Raw genomic sequence first — 26,839 nt, forward strand, 5'->3', positions numbered from 1 at the left:
GGCGGACGGGTCAGCTGCGCCAGGTACGCCACAGGCGCGCGTACTCGCCGTCGAGGGCGAGCAGCTCGTCGTGCGAGCCGAGCTCGGCGATCCGTCCCTCGATCACGACAGCAATCCGGTCGGCGTCGTGCGCGGTGTGCAGGCGGTGGGCGATCGCGATCACCGTCCGGTCCTCCAGCAGCGCGGCCATCGAGCCCTCCAGATGACGCGCCGTGCTCGGGTCGATCAGCGAGGTGGCCTCGTCCAGCACGAGGGTGTGCGGGTCGGCCAGCATCAGCCGGGCCAGCGCCACCTGCTGCGCCTGCGCAGGGGTGAGATGGACGCGGCCGTGCCCCAGCACCGTGTCCAGCCCCTGCGGCAGCCGCTCCACCCAGTCCAGCGCGTCGACGGCCCGCAGCGCCTCCACAACCGCCTCGTCCACCTCGTCCGCGGCCAGCTGCTGGTCCCGCGCCAGCACGATGTTGTCGCGCACGCTCCCGACGAACACGTGGTGCTCCTGCGTGACCAGCGCCACCTCGGTGCGCAGCACGTCCAGCGGCAGGGTCATCACGTCCACCCCGCCGATGTCGACCTCCCCGGTCCGTGGCCCGTTGATCCCGGCCAGCAGCCGGCCGAGCGTCGACTTGCCCGACCCGGAAGGGCCGACGATGGCCAGCCGCTCCCCCGGCTGCAGGTCCAGGTCGATGCCGTGCAGGACGTCGGTGCCCGGACGGTAGGCGAACCGCAGATCCGAACCGACCACGTCCGTGCCGGCGGGAACCTCCTCGCCCGCGACCCGGTCCTCCGGCACCTCCGCGACGCCCAGCAGTCGGGTGGTCGCGGCCAACCCGACCTGCAGGGTGTCGAACACCTGGATCAGCCGGTCCATCGGCTCGACCAGTCCCTGCACGTAGATCGCGGCCGTCGTGATCTGGCCGAGCGTCACCCAGCCCTGCGCGTAGCCCCACGTGCCCAGCAGGACGACGCCGACCAGCGGCAGGTTGTAGGAGACGTCGAGGAAGATGAAGTAGAGGTTGCGCAAGGTCATCGTGTACCGCTCGGCCTGCGCGCTCTCCGCCACGTCATGGTCACTGATCGCGATCCGCCGCGCACCCAGGCCGAGCGCCTCCACCGTCCTGGCTCCCTCGACGGTCTCCGTGGTCGAGGAGTTGATCTGGGAGTAGGTCGCCGACTCGGTGATGTAGCCGGCACCCGCCCAGCGCAGGTAGTAGCGGGTGGCGAACCACAGCACGAGCAGTGACCCGGCCACCGACAGGGCGAGGAACGGGGAGTTCAGCACGAGGGCGAACAGGGTCGCCACCACCAGCACCGCCGACATCACCAGCTGCGGGAACGCCCAGCGCACCGAACGGCTCATCTTGCCCACGTCGGAGGTGATCCGCGTCAGCAGGTCGCCGCTGGAGGCCTGCTCGACCTTGCCCAGCGGGAGGCGCAGCACCGTGTCCACGACCTCCTCGCGGGCGGCCGCCAGCAGGTCGTAGCCCAGCACCGTGGACGCACGGCGCGCGACCATCACCAGGATCGCCTGGACCACCACCACGACGACCACGCCGAGGATGATCGGGTCCACGTCCGCGACGCCCGCGGTGCCGCCGGCGACCGCGTCGACCAGGTTGCCGAGCATCCGGGGCGCGACCAGGCCGGCGACCGCGGCCGCCGTGTTGGTCGCCAGCACGACCGCCAGCAGCCCCCTCCGGCTGCCGAGCAGCCGCTTCACGAAGGCCCAGGCCGCCTGGTTCCCGGCGACCGGAAGACCCCGCTCCGGGTGCCGGGAGTCGGCGTACACCACACGGGCACGTTCGCGACGCAGCCGGAACCGGTCGCGCAGCCCGGCCAGGCGGACGGGCCAGGCCGCGTCGTGGTCGGGAACCAGCGCCGCGGGGATCGCCGGGTCCGCGGAACGGTCCAGCCAGGTGTCCTCGTGGGCCTCGCCGACCGCGACGGACGCCGGGAAGCCGTCGTCGATCGGGCGATCCTCGCCACTCATTCGCCCTCCTCCATTCCCCGGCCGACGACGGCGCGGTAGCGGGGGTCCGACAGCAGCGCGGTGTGGGTGCCGCGGGCGACCTCGCGTCCGTCGACGAGGAGCGACACCTCGTCGGCGTGGTGCAGGAGCAACGGGGACGCGGTCATCACGACCGTGGTGCGGCCGCGTCGGTGCGCGGCCAGCCGTCCGGCGATCGCCGCCTCGGTGTGCGCGTCGACCGCGGAGGTGGGCTCCACCAGGACCAGCACCTCGGGGTCGCGCAGCAGGGCACGCGCCAGCACGACGCGCTGCCGCTGCCCGCCGGACAGGCCGCGGCCCAGTTCGTCGATGCGGCCCTGCCAGCCGCCGGGCAGGCCCGCCCGCACGTCCTCGGCCGCCGCGGTGTGCAGCGCCGCCTCCGCCTGCTCGCGGGCGTGGCTTCCCCACGGGTCGACCGCCTGCTGCAGGGTGCCGGCGAACAACTGGCTGCCGGTGTCGCTGACCACGACGGTCTCCCGCAGGGACGCCAGCGGCAGGTGCCGGTAGTCCAGCCCGTCCGCGCTGACGCCCCAGTCGCGGCCCGCGATGGCAGCGTCCGCCGCGGCGATCGCGGCACGTCGGGCCTCCTTCTCCGCGCGTCGGCGCCGCGCCGCGCGTCCCTTCAACTCCTCCTCCTCGTCAGCCTCCGGCTCCAGGTGCGTGCCGGGCAGGTAACGGCCGAGCCGGTCGGCGAGCGCGGCGGAGTCGTCGGGGACGGCGCTGACCACGGCGAGGTAGCGGCCCGGCTCCACGGCCACCCCGGACGCGGAGTCGACCAGCCGCGGACGCGCGGCGAGCACCGCTCCTCCCTCGGCGAACGGCGGCTCGGGCGAGAGCAGGGTGATGGTCTTGCGCGCCGACACCAGCCCCTGCACCCACTTCTGGGCGAACTCGAAGAAGGTCTGCAGCGGCCACACCATGAACAGCGCATAGCCGACGAACGAGATCAGTTGACCCACGGTGAGTTCGCCGGCCAGCATCTCGTGCGAGCCCAGCCACACCAGCACCACCAGCAGCAGCCCCGACAGGAGGACGCTGATGGTCTCGGTGACCGCCTGCCAGGTGCCGGTCGTGACACCGAGGTGGCGCACCTTCTGCGACTGCGACGCGTAGTTGCTGCCGAACGTCCGCTCGCCGCCGATGCCGCGCAGGATCCGCAGGCCGGACACGATGTCGGTCGCCATCGAGGTGAGCTCGGAGTTCTGCGTCCGCTCGGCCGTCTGCGCGCGGTTCAGCGGACGCAGCACCGGGGACGCCGCGCCCACCAGCAGCGGCGCCGCGATCACCACCACCCAGCCCAGCGGCGGCGAGGTGGTGAACATCAGCACGCAGACCAGCACGAACGCGCCGAGCGCGCCGATCGACCGGGACACGATCTCGACGGTCTGACCGAAGATGTCGGAATCCGAGGACGAGATGCTCAGCACCTCCCCTGTCGGCAGCCGCCTGCCGAGCACGTGGCCGAGCTGGGTGGCCTTCCGGATGACCAGCTTCTGGGTGCCGTACAGGGAGATCAGCCAGCCACGCACGACGAGGGTGTGCTGGGTGATTCCCGCCGCCGCGCCCACCAGGATCACCAGGGTCAGCAGCGCCGACCAGCCGAGCACGGCCGGGACGTCTCCGCGCAGGATGCCGGAGTCGATGGCCTTGCCCAGCAGCAGCGGGCTGAGCGCGCCGGGCAGGAACCAGATGACGCTCGCCAGCGACATCCCTGCGACCACGTCCCACTGCACCCACAGCACCCACGCCAGGAACCTGGCGGGGCTGCGGGTGTCGGGCCGGGACGTCTCCGCCGGCGTGTAGGCGTCGACGGAGGGAGGGAAGTCATGCATAGCCGACCAACATTACGCTCACAGGCGGGCCGTGTCAGCCACTCCGGCGGATCTTCCCGACACAGCCCCGGCCGGGCCGGCTCCCGTTCGCCCGGCCGAACCCGGATGCGCGGTACCGCACCCCCCTAGACTCGTGCGCAGGCACAGGTGAGGAGCCGCATGCGGGTCGATTTCGCGCCGTCCGAGCAGTCGAGCGTGGGCATCGAGTGGGAGCTCGCACTCGTCGACCTGGCCTCCGGCGAACTCACCCCGGCGGCACCCCGACTGATCGAGGCGTGCCAAGGCGGCGAGGACGCGCCGATCCGGAAGGAGTACCTGCAGGAGATGGTCGAGATCGTCTCCGGCGTGCACGCCCGGGTCGGGGACGCCGTCGCCGACATCGCCGCCAGCCTCGCGATCGCCCGGCGGGAGGCGTCCGCGCTGGGCGTCGGGCTGGTCGGAGCCGGCACCCACCCGTTCAGCCGTGCATCCGCGCAGCCCCGGTTCAGCGGGGAGCGCTACGACGTGGTCGCGGAACGGAACGCCTGGTGGGGACGCCAGATGGCGATCTGCGGGACACACGTGCACGTCGGCGTCGACCATCGCGACAAGGCGTTGCCGATCACCAGCGCCCTGGCCAGGTTCTACCCCTACCTGCTCGCGGTGACCTGCTCCTCGCCGTACTGGGAGGGCGAGGACACCGGCTACGCGTCCCAGCGCACGATGCTGTTCCAGCAGCTGCCGACCAACGGTCTGCCGTGGCCGATGAGCGACTGGGCCGAGTTCGAGGAGTACGCGGAGGATCTCGCCCGCAGCGGCATGATCACCGTCCCCGGGGAGATCCGGTGGGACGTCCGGCCGTCGCCGCGGTTCGGGACGGTCGAGAACCGGACCGGCGACTCGGTGCCGAGCCTCGCCGAGCTCGGCTGCGTGGCCGCCCTGACCCAGTGCCTGGCCGAGCACGCGTCCCGCAGCCTCGCCGCCGACGCGACCTACGAGTCGCTGCCGCCCTGGCTGGTCAGGGAGAACAAGTGGCGCGCCGCGAGGTACGGGATGGACGCGGAGGTGATCACCCCGCGGCGGCAGCGTCCGGTCCCGCTGCGGGAGGGCCTCGCGCAGTGGCTGGAGCGCCTCGAACCGGTGGCGCGCGACCTCGGCTGCGAGGCCGAGCTCCGGTTCGCGGCCGAACTCGCCGAGCGGGGAGCGAGCTACGAGAGGCAGCGCACGACCGGTGACCCGCGGGCCGCCCTCGAACTCCTGCTGGCCGAGACCGGACGGCAAAGCCCGTTCGCTCGATAATCTGACGACCGTGAAGCCGTTCCTGCTCCTCGCCACGCGCGACCACAACGAGGCAGCTGCCGCCGAGTACCGCTCGGTGCTGCGGCACACCGGGCTCACCGCCGACCAGCTCGAGCACGTCCGGGTGGAGTCGAAGCCGCTGCCTCCCCTCGACCTCTCGCTGTACTCGGGTGCGATCCTGGGCGGCAGTTCGTTCAACATCTCCGACGCCCAGAAGACCGACCTCCAGGTGCGGGTGGAGGCGGACCTCGCGGCCCTCGTCGACGAGATCGTCGACACCGACTACCCGTTCCTGGGCATGTGCTACGGCGTCGGCACGGTCACCACCCACCTCGGCGGCGCCATCGACCGCACGTTCAGCGAGCCGGTCGGGCCGATCGAGGTCACGCTCACCGCCGAGGGCAGGGCCGACCCGCTGCTCACCGGGATCGGCGACAGCTTCCAGGCGTTCGTCGGGCACAAGGAGGCCTGCAACGGCGCTCCGCAGGGTGTGGTCCTGCTGGCGACGGGAACCGACTGCCCCGTCCAGATGTACCGGGTCGGCGCCAACGTGTACGTCACCCAGTTCCACCCCGAGCTGGACGCCGACGACCTGAGCGCCCGGATGCGGATCTACCAGCACGCCGGCTACTTCGATCCCGCCGAGCTGGACGACCTGGTCGCGATGGCCTACGCGTCCGGCGTGAGCGGCGAACAGCACCTCGTGCTGCGCAACTTCGTCCACCGCTACGCGTCCGACTGACGTGGCCGGCACGGAGTGGGTGTTCTCCTACGGGACGCTGCGGCTCGCCGACGTCCAGCGGGGGACCTACGGGCGGCTGCTGGACGGCGAGGACGACCGGCTGGTCGGCTGGACGCTGCAGTACCTCGCGATCTCGAACCCGGAGGTGGTCGCCCTCTCCGGTGTCGCCGAGCACCCGGTCGCGGTCCCGACCGGTGACCCCTCTGACGCCGTCGCCGGCACCCGCTTCCACCTGACCGCCGCGGAAATGGCGGCCACCGACGTCTACGAGTCCGCCGACTACGTCCGGGTCCCGGTCGTCCTCGCCTCCGGGGTGGCGGCCTGGCTGTACGTGGCGAAGTAGCGCTGTCGCGATCCTGCCGCTGAAGCACTCCCCCAGGACTCTGGCTGCACCACCCACGCCCGGCGTGGCGGGATCGCGTCACGGCGCTGGCGGTGGGACCTACCGCAACTGGTGCGCGCGGAACAGGACGGCGTTCGGGACGCCCAGGAGTGTGCCCGCGTCGGCGGTGAAGCCGGTGAGGAGGTCACGGGGCGCGGGGTGGCCGGGCAGGTCGGCGAGGTAGGCCCCGTGCGCCTCCAGCGAGGCGATCGCGCGCTCCAGCGGGTCGCCAGAGACATCCATGCCGTGCGTGGGACGGGCGTCGCCGGAGACCAGCAGCCAGGTCACACCCCAGGCGGGCAGCCCCTCGTCCGCGGCGAGCTCGGGGAAGACCCAGGTGTTGTCGGCGTCCCGGACGGCGTCCAGGCAGCACAGCCCGGCCGCGCGGTGGTCGGCCTGGTTGAGACCCCACGGCGCCTCCACCTCCCACGACCCGGTGACCACGACGTCCGGCCGGAACGTGCGGATCCGCCGTGCGATCGCCCTGCGCAGGTCGAGGGAGTAGACCAGCATCCCGTCCGGGAAGCCCAGCACCGTCAGGTCTCGGACGCCCACCGCGTCGCAGGCCGCGCGCTGCTCGCCGGCCCGGATCCGGAGGGTCTCCTCCGGCGGGGCCTGCATGCCCGCCTCGCCGCCGGTCAGCAGCAGGTAGGCCACCTCGACGCCGCGCGCCGTCCAGGCGGCCACGGCCGCGGACGTCCCGTACTCGACGTCGTCGGGGTGGGCGACCACGCACAGCACCCGCTGGAAGTCGGCGTCGGGGAGCGGTTCGATCCTGACAGTCTCCATGTGCCCACGGTAGGCGAGCGGCCGCCCGGGGGCGAGGGGTCAGCGCAGCCCCGGCCGCGGCGGCAGCGCGCGTCCGCTGGTGAGCGCGTCGGCGATCGCATCCAGGCGGTCGTCGACGAACACGGTCTCGTAGCCGCCCCTGCGGGCGACGTGGAAGCGCGTGGAGCGCACGGCCTCCAGCGCCTCGACCCGCCCCGAGGGTGTCTCGGCCAGCCGGTAGACCTTCTCGAACAGCGCCTCGACGTCCTCAGGGTCGTAGCCGTGGCCCATCGTGACCGGGAAGGTGCCCGGCGTCGGGTCGGTGACGACCTCGCCCGGCACGATCGTCGGGGAGACCGGCGCGCCGAGCGTGCGCCGGACGAACGGCACCAGCACGCGGACGAAGAGCAGCCCGAGGACGAGCAGGACGAGCAGGAAGACGACGATCTTGACCACGGCCGGCCTCAGCGCGCCCGCATGTTCGCCAGGCTGGGACCCTGCAGCGGGTTCACCGTCCAGCCCTGTCCGGCCGTCCCGTCGGCGCCCAGCCGCAGCCGCAGCGTGTGCGGGGTGTCGGTGAAGGCGAGGTGGACGCGGAGGTCGCCCGTGGCGTCCACACCAGCCGCGACCGCGACCGGCACCGCGCCGGGACTCGGCAGGGATTCCTCGGCCCCCCGCTCACCGGTCAGGGCCACGGACTGGCGCAGCCAGCCTCCGGTGACCGCGGTGAGCTCGACCGGACGGCCCTCCGCGACCATCCTGAGCCGGAACCCCTCGGTGGTGCGCGACGCGACCGGATCGGCGATGCGGGCCGGCGGCCCGACCTCCTCGCCGGCGGGGAACAGGGCAGGGTCGCTCGGGACGGGCCCGGCGGCCGCCCAGCCGGTGCCGAGACCCGAGTCGTGGGGGAAGGCGACGGCGACCCTCCGTGGAGCCCGCTCGTCGCTCCCGGGCTGTCCGGGGAGGGAGGGGACGCCCGGCCGCGGGCCGGTCGGCTCGTCAGGGACCGCGCCGAGGTGCTCCCACACGGTGTCGATGAGGCACTGGGTGTCGGCCTGGGCGGACTGCACGGCGAGCACCATTCCCCGCTCGGGGAGGACGAACGCGAACTGGCCGAAGGCCCCGTCGAGGCGGAAGCCCTCGCGACCCATCCAGACCTGGTAGCCGTACCCGTAGGTCCACTCCGGGCCATCCGAGATCGTCGCGATCTGCCTGGCCGTCGCCCGCGCGACCCAGCCGTCGGGCAGCAGCCGGCGTCCCCGCCAGACCCCGTCGCAGCGCAGCAGCTCGCCGAGCGCCGCCAGCCCGCGGACGTCGACGTGCAGCCCCGACCAGCCCAGGCAGCGACCCATCGGGTCGCGGTCCCAGGTGGCGTCGATCCCGAGCGGCGCCAGCAACCGCGGACGCAGGTAGTCGAGCAGGTCCGCGCCGGTGTGCCGGCGGACCAGCTCGCCGAGCATGAACGACGCGCCGTTGTTGTACACATGGCAGGACCCCGGCGGGCGCTCGGGCCGGATCGAGCCGAACGCTCGCGCCCACTCCTGCGGGGGCCGCTGCGTCATCGCGGGCAGGGTGTCCTCGGTGTGCCCGGTGGACATGCTCAGCAGGTGGTGGACCGTGATCGCCGCCACGTCCACGTCCACGTCGTCGGCCCCGGCCAGGGGCACCAGGTCGACCACGTGGTCGTCGAGGTCGAAACGGCCCTCGCCGATGGCCAGCCCGACCGCGGTCGCGGCGAAGGTCTTGCTCGCCGAGTAGACCAGCGGCCGGTCCGACCCGACCCACGGCTCCCAGTACTGCTCGAGCACGCACTCGCCGTCCCGCAGCACCAGGAGCGCGTGCGGCTCCAGCTCCGGGCGTGCGTCGAGCGCCTCGACGAGACCGGTCAGCTCGGGCGTCCCTTCGGGCTGTTCTCCGCGGTCAGCATCGGGTTGCGCACCACGACGTCGCCCAGCGCGTCGTCGATCCGCGACATCACCGCCGGCGTCAGGACCACGCCGGAGGCCGCCACGTTCTCGTTGACCTGGCGCGGACGGGAGGCGCCGATGATCGCGCAGGCCACATTGGGGTTCTGCAGCACCCACGCCACGGCCAGTTGGGCCATCGTGAGGTCGAGCTCGTCGGCGATCGGGCGCAGCGCCTGCACCCGCTCCAGGACGGTGTCGTCCATGAACCGCTGGATCGTGGTCGCGCCGCCTTTGGCGTCGGTGGCGCGCGAGTTCTTCGGTACCGGCTGGCCGGGCAGGTACTTGCCGGTGAGGACGCCCTGGGCGACCGGCGACCAGCACACCTGGGACAGGCCGAGCTCGGCGGAGGTGGGCACCACCCACTCCTCGATCACCCGCCACAGCATCGAGTACTGCGGCTGGTTGGAGACGAGCTGGAACCCCAGCTGCTTCGCCATCCCGTGGGCCTCGCGGATCTGGTTCGCGTCCCACTCGCTGACGCCGATGTAGAGCGCCTTGCCCTGGCGGACCACGTCGGCGAACGCCTGCATGGTCTCCTCCAGCGGCGTCTCCACGTCGTAGCGGTGGGCCTGGTACAGGTCGACGTAGTCGGTCCGCAGCCGCTTCAGCGAGCCGTTGATGGACTCCATGATGTGCTTGCGGGACAGGCCCGCGTCGTTCGGGCCCTTGGGCCCGGTCGGCCAGTACACCTTGGTGAAGATCTCCACCGACTCGCGCCGTTCGCCCTTCAGGCCGTCGCCGAGCACCTTCTCCGCCGCCGTGTTGGCGTAGGCGTCGGCCGTGTCGAAACTGGTGATCCCCGCGTCCAGCGCGGCCCGGATGCACTTCAGTGCGGTTTCGTTCTCCACCTGGGAGCCATGGGTCAGCCAGTTGCCGAAGCAGATCTCCGAGACCTTCAGGCCGGAGTTGCCGAGATAGCGGTGCTTCACGCGTGGGACTCCTGCTCGACCATGCCCTCGGCCTCCGCGTCGGACTCCTCCCGCTCGAGTTCCGCGTCGCCGTCGGCGACCGCTTCGGGCGCGGCCTCGGCCTGGTCGGCGGCCTCGGCCTGGTCGTCCTGGACCGGCTCGGCCGCGTCCTCCGGGTCGGCCAGCGGGTTCACGATGGCCGCCCCACCGAGGGTGGCCAGCATCTGCCGGACATTGGTCAGCTGCGCGGTGATCGCGTCCCTGCGGGCCGTGGCGGCCTGCAGCTCGCGCTCGGACTCGCGACGGATCTTCTCCGCGGCCAGCCGGGCGGAGTCGACATGCTGGCCGGCCTCCTCGCGCGCGCCCTTCAGGTGCGCCTCGGCCTGGGCCTTCGCCTCGGCGAGGGTCCGGTCGGCCTCTGCCTCGATGGCGGCCTGCCGCTCCTGGGCGCGGGCGATGGCCTGCTCGTTGGCCTGCATCTGCGCCGCGAACTCGTCGGCGGCCTTGTCCCTGCGCTCGGCGAGGGTCTTCTCGAAGTCGGCGGCGGCAGCGGCGGCCCGGGCGCGCTGGTGCTCGTAGACGGCCTCCGCCTCCTCGCGGCGGGCGGTGGCCTCGCGGTCGGCGTAGTCGAGGATCTCGTCGGACTGGCGCTTGGCGGCCTCCAGGGCGTGCGTCGAGGTCGCGTCCGCCTTGTTGGTCACGTCGGCGGCATAGCGCTCGGCGGAAGTGCGGGCGGCCTCCGCCGCCGCCGTCGCCTCGGCGACCAGCTTCTCGGCCTCGGCCTTCGCCTTGGCCCGCAGTTCCGCCGCCTCGTCCTCGGCCAGCTTCAGCATCTTCCCGATCCGCGTGCCAAGGTCGGTGAAGGAGGGGGCGACGGTCTCGCGCTGCTCCTGCTCGAGCGCGGCGATCCGGGCGCGGTAGGAGTTGGCCTGCTCCTCCAACTGCGCGACCTGGGAGGTGAGCTTGGTCGTCGCCACCGCCTCACTGCCCGCCTCGGCCCTGGCCTGCTCGAGGGCCTTGCGGACGTCGGCGAGGGCCCGGTCGACCTCGCTCGGGTCGTAGCCGCGCATGACGGTGCGGAAGGCTGCGTTCTGCTGGGTCATGATCCTTCTTCCATTCCTTGCGGGGTTGAGGGGGCGGGACGTTCGGAGACGGCGAGCGCCTCGATCACCCCGGAGAGGTGCCCGAGCTGGGCGTTGATGTCGTCTCGGCGACGGGCCAGCTGCGCGACCTCCGCACGGGCGCGGTCGAGCATCGCCCTGGCGTCGCCACGGATGGCGTCGGCCTCCGCGCGGGCGTCGGCGAGCAGCGAGACCGCCTCGTCCCTGGACGCCCTGGTCGCCTCGTAGGTGTCCCGCTGCAGCTTCTCGAGGTCGGCGGCGGTGCGCTCGCGGACGAGCTTGGCTCCCGCCTCCGCCTCGGCCAGTCGGCGCTCGGCCCGCTCCAGCTGGGCGCGCACCTCGGCCTCGGTCGCCTGCCGCTGCCGGTCGGCGTCCTCGGCCGCCTGCCGCCGGGTGTTGACGGCGTCGCGCTCGGCGGCGTCCAGCACCGCGCGGGCGCGGGCCTGCAGATCGTCGGCCACGGCGTTCGCCTCGGCGAGCAGCGCCTGGTTGCGGTGGGTGGTCGTGGTGAGCGCGAGTTCGACCTGTTGGCGGACGCCGCGGGCGTGCTCGGCGAGCTCGTTGTGGTGCTGGCGGCGGGCGGCCTCGGCCTCGGCGGCGACGCTCGCGCGGAGCTCGGCCATCGCCTGCTCGGTCCAGGCGACGTGCGCGGCCGCCGCGGCCAACTGCTCGTCGGCCTTCGCCTGCGCCTCGGCGGCCAGCGCCTCGCGCTCGGCCTGGGCGGTCGCCCTCACCTGTGCCGCCTCCGCCTCGAACCGCTCCTGGTCGGAGGCCAGCTTGGCCCTGCGGTTCCCGGACTCCTCCTCGAGCTCGGCCCGCAGCCGGTCCAGCTCGTCGGTGACGTGGCCGCGCAGGCCGGCCAGCTCGGCGTCCAGCAGGTCCCGGCGCTGCGCCTCCTCCGACTCCAGCGCCCTGCGCCGGTCGGTGAGCTCGGCGTCGACCGCCGTGACCCTGGCGTCCAGGCGCTGGCGCACCTCGTCCTCGGTGCGCTTGGCGGTGTTCGCCATCGTCGCAGCCTTGATCCGCGCCTCCTGGACGATCTGCTCCGCCTCGGCGCGGGCCGCCGCCACCACCTCCGCCGCGGTCCGCTCGGCGGTCTGGGTGATCAGGCCGGACTGCTCGGTCGCATCCGACAAGAGCGTCACGGCGTCCTGCCTGGCCTCCTCCAGCCGGGCGGCCGCGCTGGTCATGGCTTGTTCCGCCGCGGCCCTGTGCTCGGCCACCTCGCGGGCCAACTGGTCGCTGAGCTCACGGTTGCGGGCGGTCTCGGCGCGCACAGCATCGGCCTCGGCCTGGGCCTCGGTGCGTAGCTGATCAGCCAGGTTCTGCGCCTGCGTCAGAATCTCCGTCGCCTGTCTGGTCAGCTCGCTGCCGGCCGGCTGAGTGGGGGGACGCACAGCGGGATCGAGCACCTAGCCATGATCCAAGGGTGACAACGCAAAACGCAACCCGGCCCGGAGTGTCGCAAGCTGTGTCTTCACCACGGGTCTAGTCTTCCGCCCCCGCCGTGTGCGCCGGGCCGGCGCCACAGGACGGCAGAGTCTGGTCCGACCCCGGCGGAGCGGCGCGAACGAGCCGGCGAGGCGATCCCGCCGGGCCGGGCCGGTGAGGGGTGGTTGGGTACAGTTCTCGGGTGCGTTATCTGTCCACCCGAGGCCGAGCCGACGACCCCCGTCCGGGCTTCAGCGACATCCTGCTCGAGGGGCTCGCCCCCGACGGCGGGCTGTACCTGCCCGAGTCGTATCCGCAGGTGGATGCCGCCACCCTCGCCCGTTGGCGAGCGTTGCTCGCGGAGGAGGGGTACGCCGCGCTCGCCCACGCCGTGCTGGGGCTGTTCGTCGACGACATCCCCTCCGACGACCTCCGCAGGCTGTGCGGACGCGCCTACAACGCCGACATCTTCTCCTCTCCCGAGATCGTCCCCGTGTCCGCCCTCGACGGCGGGCTGTGGCTCGCGCACCTGTCCGGCGGCCCGACGGCGGCGTTCAAGGACATGGCCATGCAGCTGCTCGGCCAGCTCTTCGAGTACGAACTGGCCCGGCGCGGCCGGGAACTGAACATCCTCGGCGCCACCAGCGGCGACACCGGCTCGGCCGCGGAACACGCGATGCTCGGACGCCACGGCGTCCGGGTGTTCATGCTCACCCCGGCGGGACGGATGAGCCCGTTCCAGCAGGCCCAGATGTTCGGCATCGACGACCCCGCGATCGTGAACGTCGCCGTGGCCGGCGTGTTCGACGACTGCCAGGACCTGGTCAAGCTGGTCGCCTCCGACCTGGCGTTCAAGCAGCGCTACAGCCTGGGCGCCGTCAACTCGATCAACTGGGCGCGGCTGGTCGCCCAGGTCGTGTACTACGTGGCCGCGTGGCTGCGGGTGACGTCCGGCGACGACGAGGTGGTGGACGCCTGCGTCCCCACCGGCAACTTCGGCAACATCATGGCCGGCCATGTGGCCCGGATGATGGGGGTCCCGCTCGGGCGACTGGTGCTGGCCACCAACGAGAACAACGTGCTCGACGAGTTCTTCCGCACCGGCGTGTACCGGGTTCGCTCGGCGGCGGAGACCCACGCCACGTCCTCGCCGAGTATGGACATCTCGAAGGCGTCCAACGTCGAGCGGTTCGTCTTCGACCTGCTCGGACGCGACGGCGACCGCGTCCGCGACCTGTTCGCCGTCCGGCTCCCGCGGGACGGGTTCTTCGACCTGTCCGGCACGCGCGAGTTCGCGGGCCTGCAGGAGCGGTTCGGGTTCGTCTCCGCCTCCTCCACCCACGCCGACCGGCTGGCGACCATTGCCGCGGTCGACGCGGCCGACGGTGTGCTGCTCGACCCGCACACCGCCGACGGCGTGCACGTGGCGCGCAGCTTCGTCCGTCCCGGCATCCCGATGGTGGTCACCGAGACCGCGCTTCCGGTGAAGTTCTCCGCCACGATCCTGGAGGCCGTCGGACGCGAGCCGGAGCGCCCCGAACGGTTCGCCGGCATCGAGGACCTGCCCCGCCACGTCGTCGACCTGCCGAACGACGCCGAAGCGCTGAAGGCGCTGATCGCCGAGCGGGTCGGCTGACCGCCGCCGGACCCGACCCGGTCCCACCGGCGAGTGAACGGGGCGGGGGCGATGTGGAGCCCCTCCGGGGTGGCCGTTCGACGCGTCCCGATCGAGCGGCCGTTGGACTGGGAGACTGCGGAACAGTCGGGTCCCGGCTGCGGCGCGCCGGATCGGACGATCGGAGTGCGGGCCGTCGGCGGCGCGGTGCGCGTGACCGGATTCGGCTACCCGCCGACGAGCTGAGGGTCGGCGGCGTCCGTGGCCTTTCGCCCCCGCACCATGCCCCCGCCGACGAGGGCGGCGGCGACGGCGGTCAGCACGAGACCCGCCACGACGACCACCTGCCGGAACTCTCCCGTCTGCTGCGGCGTCCACCCCGGCGTGGCCACGCTGCCGGTGAACAGCGCGGCCAGGATCGTGCCGGCGACCGCGATCCCCACCGCGGAGGTCACCTCGCTCACGGTGTCGGTGAGGGCCGCACCGATCGTGGAGCGGCTCGCGGGCAGACCGCGCAGCACGTTCGTCCCGGCGACGACGCCGACCACCCGAAGGCCGGCGGCGACGAGGACGAGAGCGAGAGCGACCCAGCCGTAGCCGAGGGTGCCGAGCACCGCGTAGACCGCCAGTCCAGCGACGACGGCGAGGGCGCTCAGCCAGGCCGCCCGCTCGAAGCCCACCCGCCGCAGGAACGGCGTGACGAAGGCGCTGCCGGCCAGGAGCACCACGACCTGGGGGAGCATCCCGACGGCGGCGAGTGCGGGCGGCCAGCCCCAGTCGAGCTGGAGTTGCAGGGTGACCAGGTAGCCCATTCCTGCTGTGGCGAGGCTCGCTGCGGCCTTGAAGGCGAGGCCGCTGGACACCAGCGGATGGCTCAGCAGGGCGAGGTCGAGGAGCGGGTGCCGCGCCGTCCGCTCGCGGACGACGAAGGCCGCCAGTGCCAGCAGGGCGGCGAGGGTGGCGGCCCACGGGAACCAGGAGCCGGCGCCGGCCTCGACGAACAGGGTGGGCACGACCAGGGCGAGCACGATGGCGACGGTGCCCAGCACGGCGCCCGCGACGTCCACCGGGTCGCGGTGGAGCTCGGACGCGGCGTCCGGACCGATCCCGAACCGGATCCCGAGGATCGCGAGCAGCGCGACCGGAACGTTCACCAGCAGCAGGACCTGCCAGGGGGCGACCGCGAGCACGAGTCCGCCCGCCGTGGGCCCGATCGCGAGCCCGACCAGCCCGACCGTGGAGATGACGGTGATCGCGCGCACCCGGAGGTCGTCGTCGTCGAAGAGCCGGAAGGCGAGCGCCATCGAGCCGGGCGTCGTCATGGCCGCGGCGACGCCCATCGCGACGCGGACGGCGATCAGCTGCCCGGCCGTGGCCACGAACGCCGTGGCGAGGCTGGCGACACCGAGCAGGACCAGCCCGAGCAGCATGACGCGGCGGCGTCCGAACCGGTCGGCGACCGCCCCGAAGACCAGCATCAGGCCACCGAACACCACCGAGTAGGCGCCGGTGACCCACTGCAGGGCTGTGGTCGAGGCGCCCAGCTCGCGTCCGATCGTGGGCAGCGCCACGTTGAGGATCGAGTTGTCGAGCATCTCGAACAGGAACACCGCGGACAGCCCGGCGAGGGCCACCCACGCCTCCGCAAGAGAGCGGGGCGGACGCCGGCCGGTGCGGGTCTCGGGGAGAATGTCGGTGGGCGGGATCGCTGGCATGCGAGTAGCTTAACTGACTATCTTTAGTAACACAAGAAAGTGGGGACGAATGCCCAGGACCGGAGCACGGGGCGGCCCGGAGACCCGGCGCAGGATCGCGGGGATCGCCTCCGGCATGTTTCTCGAGCGGGGCTTCGACGAGGTGACCGTCGCCGAGATCGCCCGGGAGGCCGGGGTGTCGAGCGTGACGGTGTTCAACCACTTCCCGCGCAAGGAGGATCTCTTCCTCGACCGGGCCTTCGACGCGGGCGAACTGCTCCGTTCCGCGGTGCGCGACCGGCCGGAGGGGATGGACGCGCTGGCGTCGCTGCGCACGATGACGCTGGGACTGGTGGACTCGGGCCACGCGTTGTCCGGCGTGGACCACCGCTCCGTCCCGTTCTTCCGGACGGTCGCCGACTCGCCCGCGCTGATCTCGCGGGCCAGGGAGATCGTCGACGAGCTGGAGCGGACGCTGGCGGAGGAACTCGCCCACGACCCGTCCTTCGACGGCGACCCCGCACTGCTCGCCGCACTGTTCATGGCCGGCTACCGCACCGTCATGGTCGCCACGGCCCGCCGCCTGCTGGCCGGCGCGAGGACCGAGGACGTCGTCGACGCCCACCGGGCCCGCTTCGAGTCCCTCTTCGAGGCGCTCCGCACCGGCCTCCCGTCCTGACCCCGGCACCAGGGCGGCGCGAGGGGACGGCTCCCGCCGGCCGGCAGGAAGGACTGTCCCCTGGTGCCGGGGTGGGAGAAGCGGTCAGACCTCCAGGCCGCGGCGACGCAGCAGGTGGACGAGGTCGGGGTCCTGGCCGCGGTAGTCGCGGAAGCTGTCCATCGCGTCCACCGAGCCACCCTTCGCCAGCAGGTGGCGACGGAAGCGCTCGCCGTTCTCCCGGGTCAGGCCGCCGTTGGCGGTCATGAACGCCGCGGTGTCGGCGTCCAGCACCTCGGACCAGATGTAGGAGTAGTAGCCCGCGTCGTAGCCGCCCTCGAAGGTGTGCCGGAAGTACGTGGTCCGGTAGCGCGGCGGCACCAGGTCGTAGTCCAGCCCGACGGACGCCAGCGCGGCGTGCTCGAAGGCCTCCACCTGCTCCGGGTCGCTCGGCAGCTCGTCCAGCGGCGTCCGGTGCCACACCTGGTCGAGCAGCGCGGCGCCGAGGTACTCGGTGGTCTTGAAGCCCTGCTGGAACAGGGTCGAGCTGCGCAGCGTCTGCACCCACGCCGCCGGTATCGGCTCACCGCTGGCGTGATGGACGGCGTAGCGGGGCAGGATCTGCTCGTCGAGCGCCCACATCTCGTTCACCTGCGACGGGTACTCGACGAAGTCGCGCGGCGTCTCGGTGCCCGACTGCGACGCGTACCGCGTGTCCGACAGCAGCCCGTGCAACGCGTGCCCGAACTCGTGGAACAACGTGATCACGTCGTCCCAGGTCATCAGCGTCGGCTCGCCGGCGGGCGGCTTGACGAGGTTGGAGTTGTTCATCACCACCGGCAACTGGCCGAGCAGGTGGTTCTGGTCGACCATGTTGTTCATCCACGCCCCGCCCTGCTTGCCGGGACGGGTGTAGAAGTCCGCCGCGAACAGCCCGATCGGCGTGCCGTCGGTGTCGTTCACTTCGAACACTCGTACTTCATCGTTGTACCCGACGAGGTCCGCACGCTCGGTGAAGGTGATCCCGTACAGGCCGTTCGCCGCCGCGAACACCCCGTCGTGCAGCACCCGCTCCAACTCCAGGTAGGGACGCAGCAGGCTCGCGTCGAGGCTGTACCGCTCGGTGCGGACCAGTTCGGCGACGTACTGCCAGTCCCAGGCCGCGAGCGGCGCGTCCGGCTCGATCCGGCGCCAGACCTCCTCCATCTCCGCCGCCTCGGCGCGGGCATTCGCGACGGCGGGCGGCGCCAGTCTCGTCAGCAGGTCCCAGACGGCTTCGCCCGTCCGAGCGCACGCGTCCGCAGCCACGTAGGCGGCGTGGTGGGGGAACCCGAGCAGCAGCGCCCGTTCGGCGCGCAGCCGGGCCAGCTCGACCACGAGGCCCCGCGTGTCGTGCTCGCCGCCCCACCCGCGCGACACGGAGGCGAGGTGCAGCCTGCGCCGGAGCTCCCTGTTCCTCAGGACGTCGAGCGGCCGCTGCCCCGAGGTGTTGTCGAGCTCGATCAGCCAGCCGGTGTCGTGGCCCCGCTCGACCGCACGATCCCTGGCGCCGGAGATCTCCGCCGCACTGAGGCCGTCCAGCTCCGCCTCGTCGTCGACCAGGACGGCGCCCGCATTCAGCCCCGCCAGCGCCTCGCGCCCGAACGCCGACTGGAGCTCCGCGATCCGGTGATTGAGCTCCCGGAGCCGGGCCTGCTCCGCCTCGGCGAGATTCACACCGTTGCGCTCGAAGGCGAGCAGTTTGCGCTCCAGCCAGTAGGCGGACGCCGGGTCGAGCTCGACCTCGCCCGCCTCGACGCGCCGGGCCAGTGCCGCCACCCTGTCGTACAGCCTGCGGTCGAGGTGGATCGCGTCGCCGTGCGCGGCCAGCTGCGGCGCGACGGCCTCCTCCACGGCGTCGAGAACGTCGTTGGTGTCCGCGGGCTGCTTGGTGAAGAACGCGCTCAGGGCCCGGCTGAGCAGGCGTCCGGACGACTCCCACGCCTCGATCACGTTCGCGACGTCGGCCGGCTCCGGATCGGCGGCGAGCGCGGCGAGTTCGGCGAGATGCTCGGCCATGCCCGCCTCGATCGCGGGCTGGTAGTCGGCATCGCTGATGGCGACGTAGTCGGGCAGCTCGAAGGGCAGCGGCGAGGGGGAAACGAACGGGTTCGTGGGATCCAGCGACATGCCGTCCATCCTTACACGCCGCTGCGAGCCACGGCTGGCCTCGGTCCGGCAGGAGGTTGACGCGATCCTGCCATTCGACGGCCCGATGGTGACTCCGGACGCCTCGTGGGCGCCACAGAACGGCAGGATCGCGTCAGGCGAGGTCGCGCCGGCGAGGGAGGCAGCCCAGCAGGAGGCCGAGCGTCACCACGTTGGCGGCGAGGACGGCCCAGTCCAGCCAGCTCATCTCGGCCGTGAGGCCGAGGACGGCCGCCACCGCGCACACGACGATCGCCAGCACGTGGCCGACCCGCGACTGCCGGACCACCGCGCGGGTGAGCAGCAGGTACGCGCCGGCGACGAGGGCGAGGAACACCCCGAGGAGGCCGCCGGTCACGGAGTCGAAGGGCGGGAAGAAGTAGAGCCGCACCGCGAGGACCAGGTACAGCGCCGCCAGCAGCCCCAGCAGGACGACGGCGAGCAGCCGCAGCCGGGCGCGGCGCGCGGACGCGGGAACGGCGGACGGCGCGGCGGAGGTCGGTGGCACGAGCCCACGGTAGTCCGGCCCCCGGGCATCGGACCGTGCTGAGCGAGGGCTGTGAATGTCTGCTTCCACCTTGTGGAGCGGATCCGGCTGGTTGAACAATCAACCATGACCGTCTTCGGATTGCCGCTGCACGTCCTGGTCGTCCACGCGGCCGTGGTGCTGCTGCCGCTGGCCGCTCTGGGCACTCTGGTGATCGCGGCGTCCGCCCGCGCCCGCAAGCGCTACGGCTCGCTGGTCGTTCTCGGGGCGTTCGTCGCCGCCGGCGCCGTCGCGCTCGCCCGCATCTCCGGCGAGTCGCTGAACGGCGGCACCCAGGCCGGTCCGGGGTGGCTCGGGGTCCATGTGACCTGGGGCCTGCTCGCGCCGTGGCCGGCCGGGGCGCTCGCGCTCACCTCCCTGCTGCTGGTCCTCGCCGGACGAGGCAGGAGCCGACCCTTCCTGATCACCGCCGCGCTGCTCGCGGTGGTGTCGGCGCTCGCCAGCCTGGCGATCATCGTGGTGGTCGGCCACGCCGGAGCCGAGGCGGTCTGGGGCACGACCGCCTGAGGACCTATTCGCAGATGCTGAACGCGCCGGCCTGCATGTGATCGGGTCGGTTGCCGCTGCCGACGAAGAAGATCCGGTTCGGCAGGATGAAGCGTTTGCTGCCATCGCCCAGGCCGAGGTCCTTCGTCTTCCCTTCCGGGTACGTCGCCTTCAGCTGGCCGAAGGTGAGGTCGAGCGGGACGTCGTCCTGGACGGAGACGCCCGCGGCGAGGGTACTGCCCGCGCTCACTCCCCAGGCGGCGAGTGTCCGTGGCGACTTCCTGGACGCGTCCTTCGCGTCGTACTCGACCCAGAAGTCGCCCCACGAGACCGTCCTCGCCCACGGGCTGGAATCGTCGAGTTCGCATCTGATCCCCTGGCTGCTCTCGTCGGCCTCGCCCAGGGTGGCCTCGAGCAGGGTGGTGACGTCGACCTCCTTCGCGCCGAACGCGTAGGCCCCGATCCCGTCGCCCCGCAGCTCGATGTCGGTCTGCGCGGCCGGTGTGGTGGACGCACTCGTCGTCGGCGTGGGCGTGGCGGTGACGCTCGGCGACGGGCTGGCCGGCGCCGTCGTGACCACGGGTGAAGGGGACGCGGTCCCCGTCTGCGGCGGGGTGGTCGCACAACCGGCGAGGCCGAACCCCAGAAGGGCGATCAGGAGCGTGGCCGGACGAGTACGCATCGGGTCTCCCTGTCGTTGGTGCTCGGGTCCCACCCTGCCAGCAATCGGGCCATCGCCGCCACGCCCCGGCGCGGTTCGCTCGGGCGTGGCGTTCGTCGCCGGTTCGCCCCTCACCGCCGCTCGGGACTCAGCTAGCCTGAAGCCGTTCCATCGTCCACGACCCAGGGGCTGACAATGACGCAGGCGAAGAGACGGATCGGAATCCTCACGGCGGGCGGCGACAGCCCCGGCCTCAACGCGGCCATCCGGGGTTTCGGGAAGGCGGCGATCCGGAACGGCTGGGAACTCCTGGGCTACCGGGACGGGATCCGTGGGCTGGTCGAAAACCGCTACTCCGTCCTCGACTCGGGGGCGCTGTCCGGCATCCTCACGATCGGCGGGACGATCCTGGGCACCAGCCGGGACAAGGTGCACCGGATGGTGGTCGACGGGGAGGCCGTCGACATGCGTCCGCAGGTGGTGGAGAACTGCGCGAAGGAGGGCGTGGACACGCTCGTCCTGCTCGGTGGCGGAGGGACGGCCAAGAACGCGCTGCGGCTGTCCGAGGCCGGCCTGAACGTGGTCACCCTGCCGAAGACGATCGACAACGACATCGCCCGCACCGACACCACGTTCGGCTTCGCGACGGCCATGGAGATCGCGACCGAGGCCGTCGACCGGCTGCACAGCACCGCGCACAGCCACCACCGGATCATCCTCACCGAGATCATGGGCCACCGCGCGGGCTGGCTGACCCTCGGTGCCGGCATCGCCGGCGGCGCCGACATCATCCTGCTGCCCGAGATCCCCTACTCGGTCGAGAGCGTCGCCGCGACGATCCGGCACCGGCTCGACCGCGGCAGCACTTTCAGCGTCGTCGCGGTCGCCGAGGGTGCCAGGGACATCCAGGACGCGGCCGACTACGAGGCGGCCCAGCTCCTCGTCCGCGCGGCCAAGACCCCCGAGGCGGCCCGGGCGGCGAAGACCCACCTCGCCAACGTCGAGGACTCCCAGCGCGAGCACACCTTCAAGCTGGCCCGCGAACTCGAAGCCGCGACCGGCCTCGAATCGCGCGTGTCGATCCTCGGCTACGTGCAGCGTGGTGGCATCCCGTGCGCCGCCGACCGGTTGCTGGCGTCCCGGCTCGGGACGGCGGCCGCGCACGCGGTCGAGAAGGGTCAGTTCGGCGTCATGGTGGCCGCTCGCGGCGAGGACACCGAGCTGGTCCCGCTCGAAGAGGTCGCCGGCCAGCTGAAGCTCGTCCCGACCGACCACGAGTGGGTCCTGACGGCGCGCAAGCTGGGCACCGGCCTGGGCGAATGAGCCCGGTCCCGAGGAAGAGCTCACGATGGGGCGCCGCTTCACCCAGGTCGACGTGTTCGGCGACGGCGGCGTCACCGGGAACCCGCTGGCCGTCGTGCACGACGCCGACGGACTCGACGACGCCGCGATGCAGGCGTTCGCGGCGTGGACGAACTTGTCCGAGACCACCTTCCTGCTGTCGCCGAACGATCCCGCCGCCGACTACCGCGTCCGCATCTTCACGACCGACTCGGAGCTCCCGTTCGCCGGCCATCCGACGCTGGGCAGCGCCCACGCGTGGCTGGCGGCGGGCGGCCGGGCCGCAGCCGACGGCGAGGTCGTGCAGGAGTGTGGCGTGGGCCTGGTCCGGGTGCGGCAGGACGACGGGCGCCTCGCCTTCGCCGCTCCCCCGCGCCGTCGCTCCGGGCCGCTCGACGAGGCCCACCTGGCGGTCGTCGAGGCTGCCCTCGGCACGTCCCGGACGGACTGGGTCGGGCACGAGTGGGGCGACAACGGCACGCCCTGGATGATGGTCGAGCTCAAGGACGCCGACGCCGTCCGCCGAGCCTGGGTGGACGGCAGCCAACTCGGGCGCCATGACTTTCTCGGCCTGGTCGGGCTGGCCGGGGACGGCTACGCCTACGAGGTGCGCGGGCTCCTCGCCCACGCGGAGGATCCGGTGACCGGGTCCCTGAACGCTGCGGTCGCGCAGTGGCTGCGTGCTCGGGGCGCCGTTCCCGACAGCTACGTCGCGACCCAGGGCTCCCAGGTCGGGCGGCACGGCGAGATCTTCGTCCACGACGACGGCGCCGACCTCTGGATCGGCGGTCGCACCCGGACGGTGATCTCGGGCGCCGTCCACCACTGCTGACCCTCCCGCCGGGCCCGAGCCGGGCGGTCAGGCCTGCGCGCGCAGGGCTCGGGCGGCGCCGACGAATCGACAGGACGCACCAGGCTCCTCGCCGACTGAACGCCGGCAGTCCCCGCGTCGGCTGGCACCGCGCGGGTCAGCCGGCGTCGACCAGTTGCCGGGAGAGGGCGGGGGCGAAGTCCGGGGTTCCTGCGAACCGGACCCGCAGCTGGGTGGCGTCCTGCCCCGCGGGCAGGGCGAAGCCGAAGCTGCCGTCGCCCGCGGTGACGACGGTGGCGGCGTCGCTCCACGTCCTCCCGTCCGGCGATGCCTCCAGCGTCAGGGGCACGCCGACGACCGGGACGCCGCCGGTGCTGGTGAGCCGGCCGCTGACACCCTGCCCGCCGGTCTCGTCGACCGGGCCGATTCCGACGACCAGCCGGGGCGGCGTGATCGTCCGCTGCACGAGCCGGGGAACACCGCCACCGGCGTCGGCGTAGATGATCCGGTCGCCCGAGATCGTGGGGGCACCGGTCCAGCCGTCGCCGCGGGTCACCTGGACCTCCACACCGCTGGCCAGATCGTGGAGGAAGACCTCGGTGTCGCCGTGGCCGAACCGGGCGTCCGCCCAGACGATCCGGCCGTCCGACACCTCAGGGGTGGACTGCGGGCCCGCCGAGGTCGCCACCGTGGTCCGCACCTGCGTGGCGAGGTCGAGGGCGAACACGCCGTCCCCGTCCTGCCAGACGACGAGTCCGTCGTCCACTCTCGGCGCGGACGGCCCTGCGGGGGCGCTGGTCACGGGCGTGGCGGCCCTGGTGCCCAGGTCGAGGGCGTACACCTGGGCCGCACCGGTGCGGTCGTCGACCCAGACGACCACGTCGCCGGAGATGTCGCAGGTCTCCGCCGTCGCCGCGTCGGGCGACACCGCCCGGTCGGCGCCGGTGCGCAGGTCGCGAACGTGGATGCGGTCGGAGGCGGTGTAGCACACGCGCGTCCCCGAGATGGACGGATCGGTGGCTCCGGCGGCGAGCAGCAGCGGAGCCTGCCCGGAGTCGAGGTTGTCGTAACGGACGCCGGTGACGTCGGTCCAGACGACGCGGCCGCCCGAGATCGCGGCCCGGCCGGTGGCCGAGTGGTCGGGGGTCAGCAGACGGTCCGCGCCGGTCGCGAGGTCGCGGACGCGGACGTCCTGGCCCGACGACGCGTCCGCCGCGGCGGTGTAGACCACCCGGGACCCGGACAACTGCGGCCACTGCTCGGCCGTCGTGCCGGCGGTCACCCTCCGGTCGTTGCCGAGCCAGTCCGCCATGGCCACGGTCGGGCACGCCAGCCACGCGGCGGTGACCAACAGGCCTCCCGCCACGAGGGGACGGAACCATCCGTCCGGTGTGCCGCGTGCCACTCGTGACCCCTCACTGCACCAGCGAATCCGATCCCACGAGGCTAACCCCGAACCCTGTGTGCCGAAATACCCCGCCGGGGTGACTGCGGCGAAACGGTGGTGGAGGGACTGCCACCCCTGCGGGTGGTATCAGCCGTGCCGTCCCGCCCCCCGGCGAGACCCTGCACCGGGGAATAGCGTGCGGACTACGCTGGTTGGGTTGTAGACGAATCGAGGTCCTCCCATGCCCGCACTGCGTTCACGTACCGTGACCCACGGCCGCAACATGGCCGGCGCGCGCGCCCTGTGGCGCGCCACCGGAATGGTCGAGTCCGACTTCGGCAAGCCGATCGTGGCGATCGCCAACTCGTTCACGCAGTTCGTACCCGGTCACGTCCACCTGCGGAACATGGGCGCGCTGGTCGCGGAGGCCGTGGCCGAGGCCGGCGGTGTCGGGCGGGAGTTCAACACGATCGCCGTCGACGACGGCATCGCGATGGGCCATGGCGGCATGCTCTACTCGCTGCCCAGCCGCGAGCTGATCGCCGACTCGGTGGAGTACATGGTGAACGCCCACTGCGCGGACGCCCTGGTCTGCATCTCCAACTGCGACAAGATCACCCCGGGCATGCTGCTGGCCGCGCTGCGGCTGAACATCCCGACCGTCTTCGTCAGCGGCGGTCCGATGGAGGCCGGCACCGCGCACATCTCCGACGGTGTCGCACAGCCCCGGCTGGACCTGATCGACGCCATGTACAAAGCGGTCGACGAGAAGGTCTCCGACGCCCAGCTGCTCTCGATCGAACAGAACGCCTGCCCGACCTGCGGGTCGTGCTCGGGCATGTTCACCGCCAACTCGATGAACTGCCTCACCGAGGCGCTGGGGCTGTCGTTGCCGGGCAACGGCTCGACGCTGGCCACCGCGTCCGCCCGCAAGGGCCTGTTCGAAGAAGCCGGCCGGCTGGCCGTCCGGCTGGCGAACCGCTACTACGGCGAGGACGACGACTCGGTGCTGCCACGCTCGGTCGCCACCAAGGCCGCCTTCTCCAACGCGATGCGGCTCGACATCGCGATGGGCGGGTCGACCAACACCGTGCTGCACATCCTGGCCGCCGCGCACGAGGCCGGGGTCGACTTCACGATGGACGACATCGATGCGCTGTCGCGGGTGACGCCCTGCCTGTGCAAGGTGGCGCCGAACACCACGAACTACTACATGGAGGACGTGCACAGGGCCGGCGGCATGCCGGCGATCCTGGGCGAGCTCCGCCGCGGCGGCCTGCTCGACGAGACCGTGCACGCCGTCCACGCCGACTCCCTCGCGCACTGGCTGGACGAGTGGGACATCCGCGGCGGCAAGGCCTCCGCCCGGGCGAGCGACCTGTGGTACGCCGCGCCTGGCGGCGTCCGCACCACCGAGGCGTTCAGCTCCACGAACCGATGGGCCGAACTCGACACCGACTCCGAGGCCGGCTGCATCCGCTCGGTCGAGCACGCCTACACCGCCGACGGCGGCCTGGCCGTGCTGAAGGGCAACATCGCCACCGACGGCGCCATCGTGAAGACCGCGGGCGTCCCCGAGGCCCAGTGGACGTTCCGCGGCACGGCGGTCGTCACCGAGAGCCAGGAGGAGGCCGTCGAGGCGATCCTGAGCAAGCGTGTCCAGCCCGGCCATGTCGTGGTGGTGCGCTACGAGGGCCCCAAGGGCGGCCCGGGCATGCAGGAGATGCTCTATCCGACGTCCTACCTGAAGGGGCTCGGCCTCGGACCTGAGTGCGCGCTGATCACCGACGGACGCTTCTCGGGCGGCTCGTCGGGCCTGTGCATCGGGCACATCTCGCCCGAGGCGGCCGCCGGCGGCACGATCGGGCTGATCGAGGACGGCGACCTGGTCGAGATCTCCATTCCGGACCGCTCCCTGACCCTGCTCGTCGACGAGGGCACCCTCGCCGAGCGCCGGGCGCGGCAGGACGAGTTCGGCTGGCAGCCCCGGAACCGGGACCGCTGGGTGTCGAAGGCGCTCCAGGCCTACGCGGCGATGGCCCTCAGCGCCGACAAGGGCGCTGCGCGAGCGGTCGAGCAGATCACCCGGCCGGCGCCGAGCCGGACGCCCGAGCCCGCCTGAGCCGCGAAGCCGCAGATCGCCTGATCGGGCTCGAGCGAGAGCCCCGGCCCGGACCAGGCCGGACCTGAGGGCCACCGGCGCCAGCCCTGACCTGGCACCCCGACACCCAACGGTCGCCTGCCGGCGAGGGCCCGCCGCGAGCGAAGGGACGGCGCCCTCGCCGGGCTGCCTGGTGAGCCCGACGGCAGCCCCGTGTCCGGGATTCCGTCGGCTGAACCCGGCGGCGGATTCCCGCCCGGCGCGCGAGGATGGGTGGGTGACTGCTTCCGATGGCCCTCCCGTCCGCGCGCTTCTGCTGGACGCCGACGGCGTCACGCAGTACCCGCGGGCGGGCTGGCTGAACGAGATGGCGAGGCTCGGCGGCCCCGGGTTCATCGGGGAGGTGTTCCGGCTCGAGAAGGGCACGCTGACCGGCGAGGTCGACCTGAAGGAGCTCCTCACCACCGTGCTGGAGAGGGAGGGAAGGGACGCCACCGCCGACGACATCTTCGAGGTGTGGTGCCGGATCGACGTGGACGAGTTCATGCTGCGGCTGGTCGATCGGGTCCGCGCGGCCGGCGTGATCACGGCACTCGCCACCAACCAGCAGAGCTACCGCGGCGGCTGGATGCTCGCGAACCTGCCCTACGCCGACCACTTCGACCACCAGTTCCCCTCCTTCCAGGTGGGGCTGGCCAAGCCGGACCCGGCCTACTTCACCCACATCGTGGAGGAACTCGGCATCGAGCCGGCCGAAGCGGTCTTCGTCGACGACATGGCGGTGAACGTGCGTGGCGCGCGCCGCGCCGGCCTCAACGCCGTCCACTTCGCCGGCACCGACACCTACGGCCACCTGCGCTGCACGCTGCGCGCCCTCGGCGTCCCCGGCCTCTGACGGCTCTCCGGTCGGCCCGGGC

Annotated in this window: 23 protein-coding genes; 10 read left to right on the top strand and 13 right to left on the bottom strand. The window is 72.5% G+C overall.

Annotation, left to right across the window (positions count from 1 at the left end):
• Positions 1–10: 10 nt before the first annotated feature.
• Positions 11–1,987 (bottom strand): ABC transporter ATP-binding protein, encoded by a 1,977-nt coding sequence (locus QM633_RS14085; RefSeq protein WP_415154392.1) that lies wholly within the window; start codon positions 1,985–1,987, stop codon positions 11–13.
• Positions 1,984–3,837, bottom strand: coding sequence for an ABC transporter transmembrane domain-containing protein (locus QM633_RS14090; protein ID WP_415154393.1), 1,854 nt, complete (start codon positions 3,835–3,837; stop codon positions 1,984–1,986). The genes QM633_RS14085 and QM633_RS14090 overlap by 4 nt, the downstream gene beginning before the upstream one ends.
• A gap of 159 nt (positions 3,838–3,996) precedes the next feature.
• On the opposite strand from QM633_RS14090, the gene QM633_RS14095 reads away from it, so the two are divergent.
• Genes QM633_RS14095 through QM633_RS14105 form a run of 3 tightly spaced genes read left to right on the top strand, consistent with a single transcriptional unit; the run spans position 3,997 to position 6,200 of the window.
• Complete coding sequence (locus QM633_RS14095) at positions 3,997–5,115, top strand: glutamate--cysteine ligase (RefSeq protein WP_415154394.1); 1,119 nt, start codon at positions 3,997–3,999, stop codon at positions 5,113–5,115.
• Positions 5,116–5,125: 10 nt separating this feature from the next.
• Positions 5,126–5,857: a glutamine amidotransferase gene (locus QM633_RS14100; RefSeq protein ID WP_415154395.1), complete on the top strand. Its 732-nt coding sequence runs from the start codon at positions 5,126–5,128 to the stop codon at positions 5,855–5,857.
• A gap of 1 nt (position 5,858) precedes the next feature.
• Positions 5,859–6,200 (top strand): gamma-glutamylcyclotransferase family protein, encoded by a 342-nt coding sequence (locus QM633_RS14105; RefSeq protein ID WP_415154396.1) that lies wholly within the window; start codon positions 5,859–5,861, stop codon positions 6,198–6,200.
• Between the two features lie 99 nt (positions 6,201–6,299).
• Here the strand turns inward: QM633_RS14105 and QM633_RS14110 are convergent, their stop codons facing one another.
• From QM633_RS14110 to QM633_RS14135, 6 genes are read right to left on the bottom strand one after another with little or no spacing between them, the layout of a single operon-like run.
• Positions 6,300–7,028: a PIG-L deacetylase family protein gene (locus tag QM633_RS14110; protein ID WP_415154397.1), complete on the bottom strand. Its 729-nt coding sequence runs from the start codon at positions 7,026–7,028 to the stop codon at positions 6,300–6,302.
• A 39-nt stretch (positions 7,029–7,067) separates the two neighbouring features.
• A complete protein-coding gene (locus QM633_RS14115; protein ID WP_415154398.1) occupies positions 7,068–7,463 on the bottom strand; it encodes a hypothetical protein in 396 nt (131 codons plus the stop codon).
• Between the two features lie 8 nt (positions 7,464–7,471).
• The gene (locus QM633_RS14120) at positions 7,472–8,836 is read right to left on the bottom strand and encodes a serine hydrolase domain-containing protein (RefSeq protein WP_415154399.1); all 1,365 of its coding nucleotides are present in this window, start codon (positions 8,834–8,836) and stop codon (positions 7,472–7,474) included.
• A gap of 56 nt (positions 8,837–8,892) precedes the next feature.
• Positions 8,893–9,903 (bottom strand): aldo/keto reductase family protein, encoded by a 1,011-nt coding sequence (locus QM633_RS14125; protein ID WP_415154400.1) that lies wholly within the window; start codon positions 9,901–9,903, stop codon positions 8,893–8,895.
• Positions 9,900–10,985, bottom strand: a complete 1,086-nt coding sequence (locus tag QM633_RS14130; protein ID WP_415154401.1) for a DivIVA domain-containing protein — start codon at positions 10,983–10,985, stop codon at positions 9,900–9,902. The genes QM633_RS14125 and QM633_RS14130 overlap by 4 nt, the downstream gene beginning before the upstream one ends.
• Positions 10,982–12,415, bottom strand: a complete 1,434-nt coding sequence (locus QM633_RS14135; RefSeq protein WP_415154402.1) for a hypothetical protein — start codon at positions 12,413–12,415, stop codon at positions 10,982–10,984. The genes QM633_RS14130 and QM633_RS14135 overlap by 4 nt, the downstream gene beginning before the upstream one ends.
• Positions 12,416–12,636: 221 nt before the next feature.
• Here QM633_RS14135 and thrC point away from each other — a divergent pair, with 221 nt between their 5' ends.
• On the top strand, positions 12,637–14,070 hold the full coding sequence (gene thrC, locus QM633_RS14140; RefSeq protein ID WP_415154403.1) for a threonine synthase: 1,434 nt from the start codon (positions 12,637–12,639) through the stop codon (positions 14,068–14,070).
• Between the two features lie 206 nt (positions 14,071–14,276).
• Here thrC and QM633_RS14145 read toward each other — a convergent pair whose 3' ends face one another.
• Entirely contained in the window at positions 14,277–15,764 is a 1,488-nt protein-coding gene (locus tag QM633_RS14145) for an MFS transporter (RefSeq protein ID WP_415154404.1), read from the bottom strand.
• 49 nt (positions 15,765–15,813) lie between these two features.
• Between QM633_RS14145 and QM633_RS14150 the strand changes: the two genes are divergently transcribed.
• Positions 15,814–16,422: a TetR/AcrR family transcriptional regulator gene (locus QM633_RS14150; RefSeq protein ID WP_415154405.1), complete on the top strand. Its 609-nt coding sequence runs from the start codon at positions 15,814–15,816 to the stop codon at positions 16,420–16,422.
• A gap of 84 nt (positions 16,423–16,506) precedes the next feature.
• Here the strand turns inward: QM633_RS14150 and QM633_RS14155 are convergent, their stop codons facing one another.
• On the bottom strand, positions 16,507–18,570 hold the full coding sequence (locus QM633_RS14155) for a M3 family metallopeptidase (RefSeq protein ID WP_415154406.1): 2,064 nt from the start codon (positions 18,568–18,570) through the stop codon (positions 16,507–16,509).
• A gap of 133 nt (positions 18,571–18,703) precedes the next feature.
• A complete protein-coding gene (locus tag QM633_RS14160; protein WP_415154407.1) occupies positions 18,704–19,096 on the bottom strand; it encodes a hypothetical protein in 393 nt (130 codons plus the stop codon).
• 105 nt (positions 19,097–19,201) lie between these two features.
• Here QM633_RS14160 and QM633_RS14165 point away from each other — a divergent pair, with 105 nt between their 5' ends.
• A complete protein-coding gene (locus QM633_RS14165; protein WP_415154408.1) occupies positions 19,202–19,642 on the top strand; it encodes a DUF2231 domain-containing protein in 441 nt (146 codons plus the stop codon).
• Between the two features lie 4 nt (positions 19,643–19,646).
• Here the strand turns inward: QM633_RS14165 and QM633_RS14170 are convergent, their stop codons facing one another.
• Positions 19,647–20,303, bottom strand: a complete 657-nt coding sequence (locus QM633_RS14170; RefSeq protein WP_415154409.1) for a hypothetical protein — start codon at positions 20,301–20,303, stop codon at positions 19,647–19,649.
• Between the two features lie 174 nt (positions 20,304–20,477).
• Between QM633_RS14170 and QM633_RS14175 the strand changes: the two genes are divergently transcribed.
• Together QM633_RS14175 and QM633_RS14180 are read left to right on the top strand one after the other, a co-directional pair.
• Complete coding sequence (locus QM633_RS14175; protein WP_415154410.1) at positions 20,478–21,605, top strand: 6-phosphofructokinase; 1,128 nt, start codon at positions 20,478–20,480, stop codon at positions 21,603–21,605.
• A 25-nt stretch (positions 21,606–21,630) separates the two neighbouring features.
• Positions 21,631–22,455: a PhzF family phenazine biosynthesis protein gene (locus QM633_RS14180; protein ID WP_415154411.1), complete on the top strand. Its 825-nt coding sequence runs from the start codon at positions 21,631–21,633 to the stop codon at positions 22,453–22,455.
• 136 nt (positions 22,456–22,591) lie between these two features.
• On the opposite strand, the gene QM633_RS14185 is transcribed toward QM633_RS14180, so the two are convergent.
• Positions 22,592–23,839, bottom strand: a complete 1,248-nt coding sequence (locus tag QM633_RS14185) for a hypothetical protein (protein WP_415154412.1) — start codon at positions 23,837–23,839, stop codon at positions 22,592–22,594.
• Between the two features lie 223 nt (positions 23,840–24,062).
• On the opposite strand from QM633_RS14185, the gene ilvD reads away from it, so the two are divergent.
• A complete protein-coding gene (gene ilvD, locus QM633_RS14190; protein WP_415154413.1) occupies positions 24,063–25,943 on the top strand; it encodes a dihydroxy-acid dehydratase in 1,881 nt (626 codons plus the stop codon).
• A gap of 256 nt (positions 25,944–26,199) precedes the next feature.
• On the top strand, positions 26,200–26,817 hold the full coding sequence (locus QM633_RS14195) for an HAD-IA family hydrolase (RefSeq protein WP_415154414.1): 618 nt from the start codon (positions 26,200–26,202) through the stop codon (positions 26,815–26,817).
• Positions 26,818–26,839 lie beyond the last annotated feature (22 nt).

This window comes from Propionicimonas sp., assembly GCF_047606205.1.
Lineage (GTDB): Bacteria > Actinomycetota > Actinomycetes > Propionibacteriales > Propionibacteriaceae > Propionicimonas.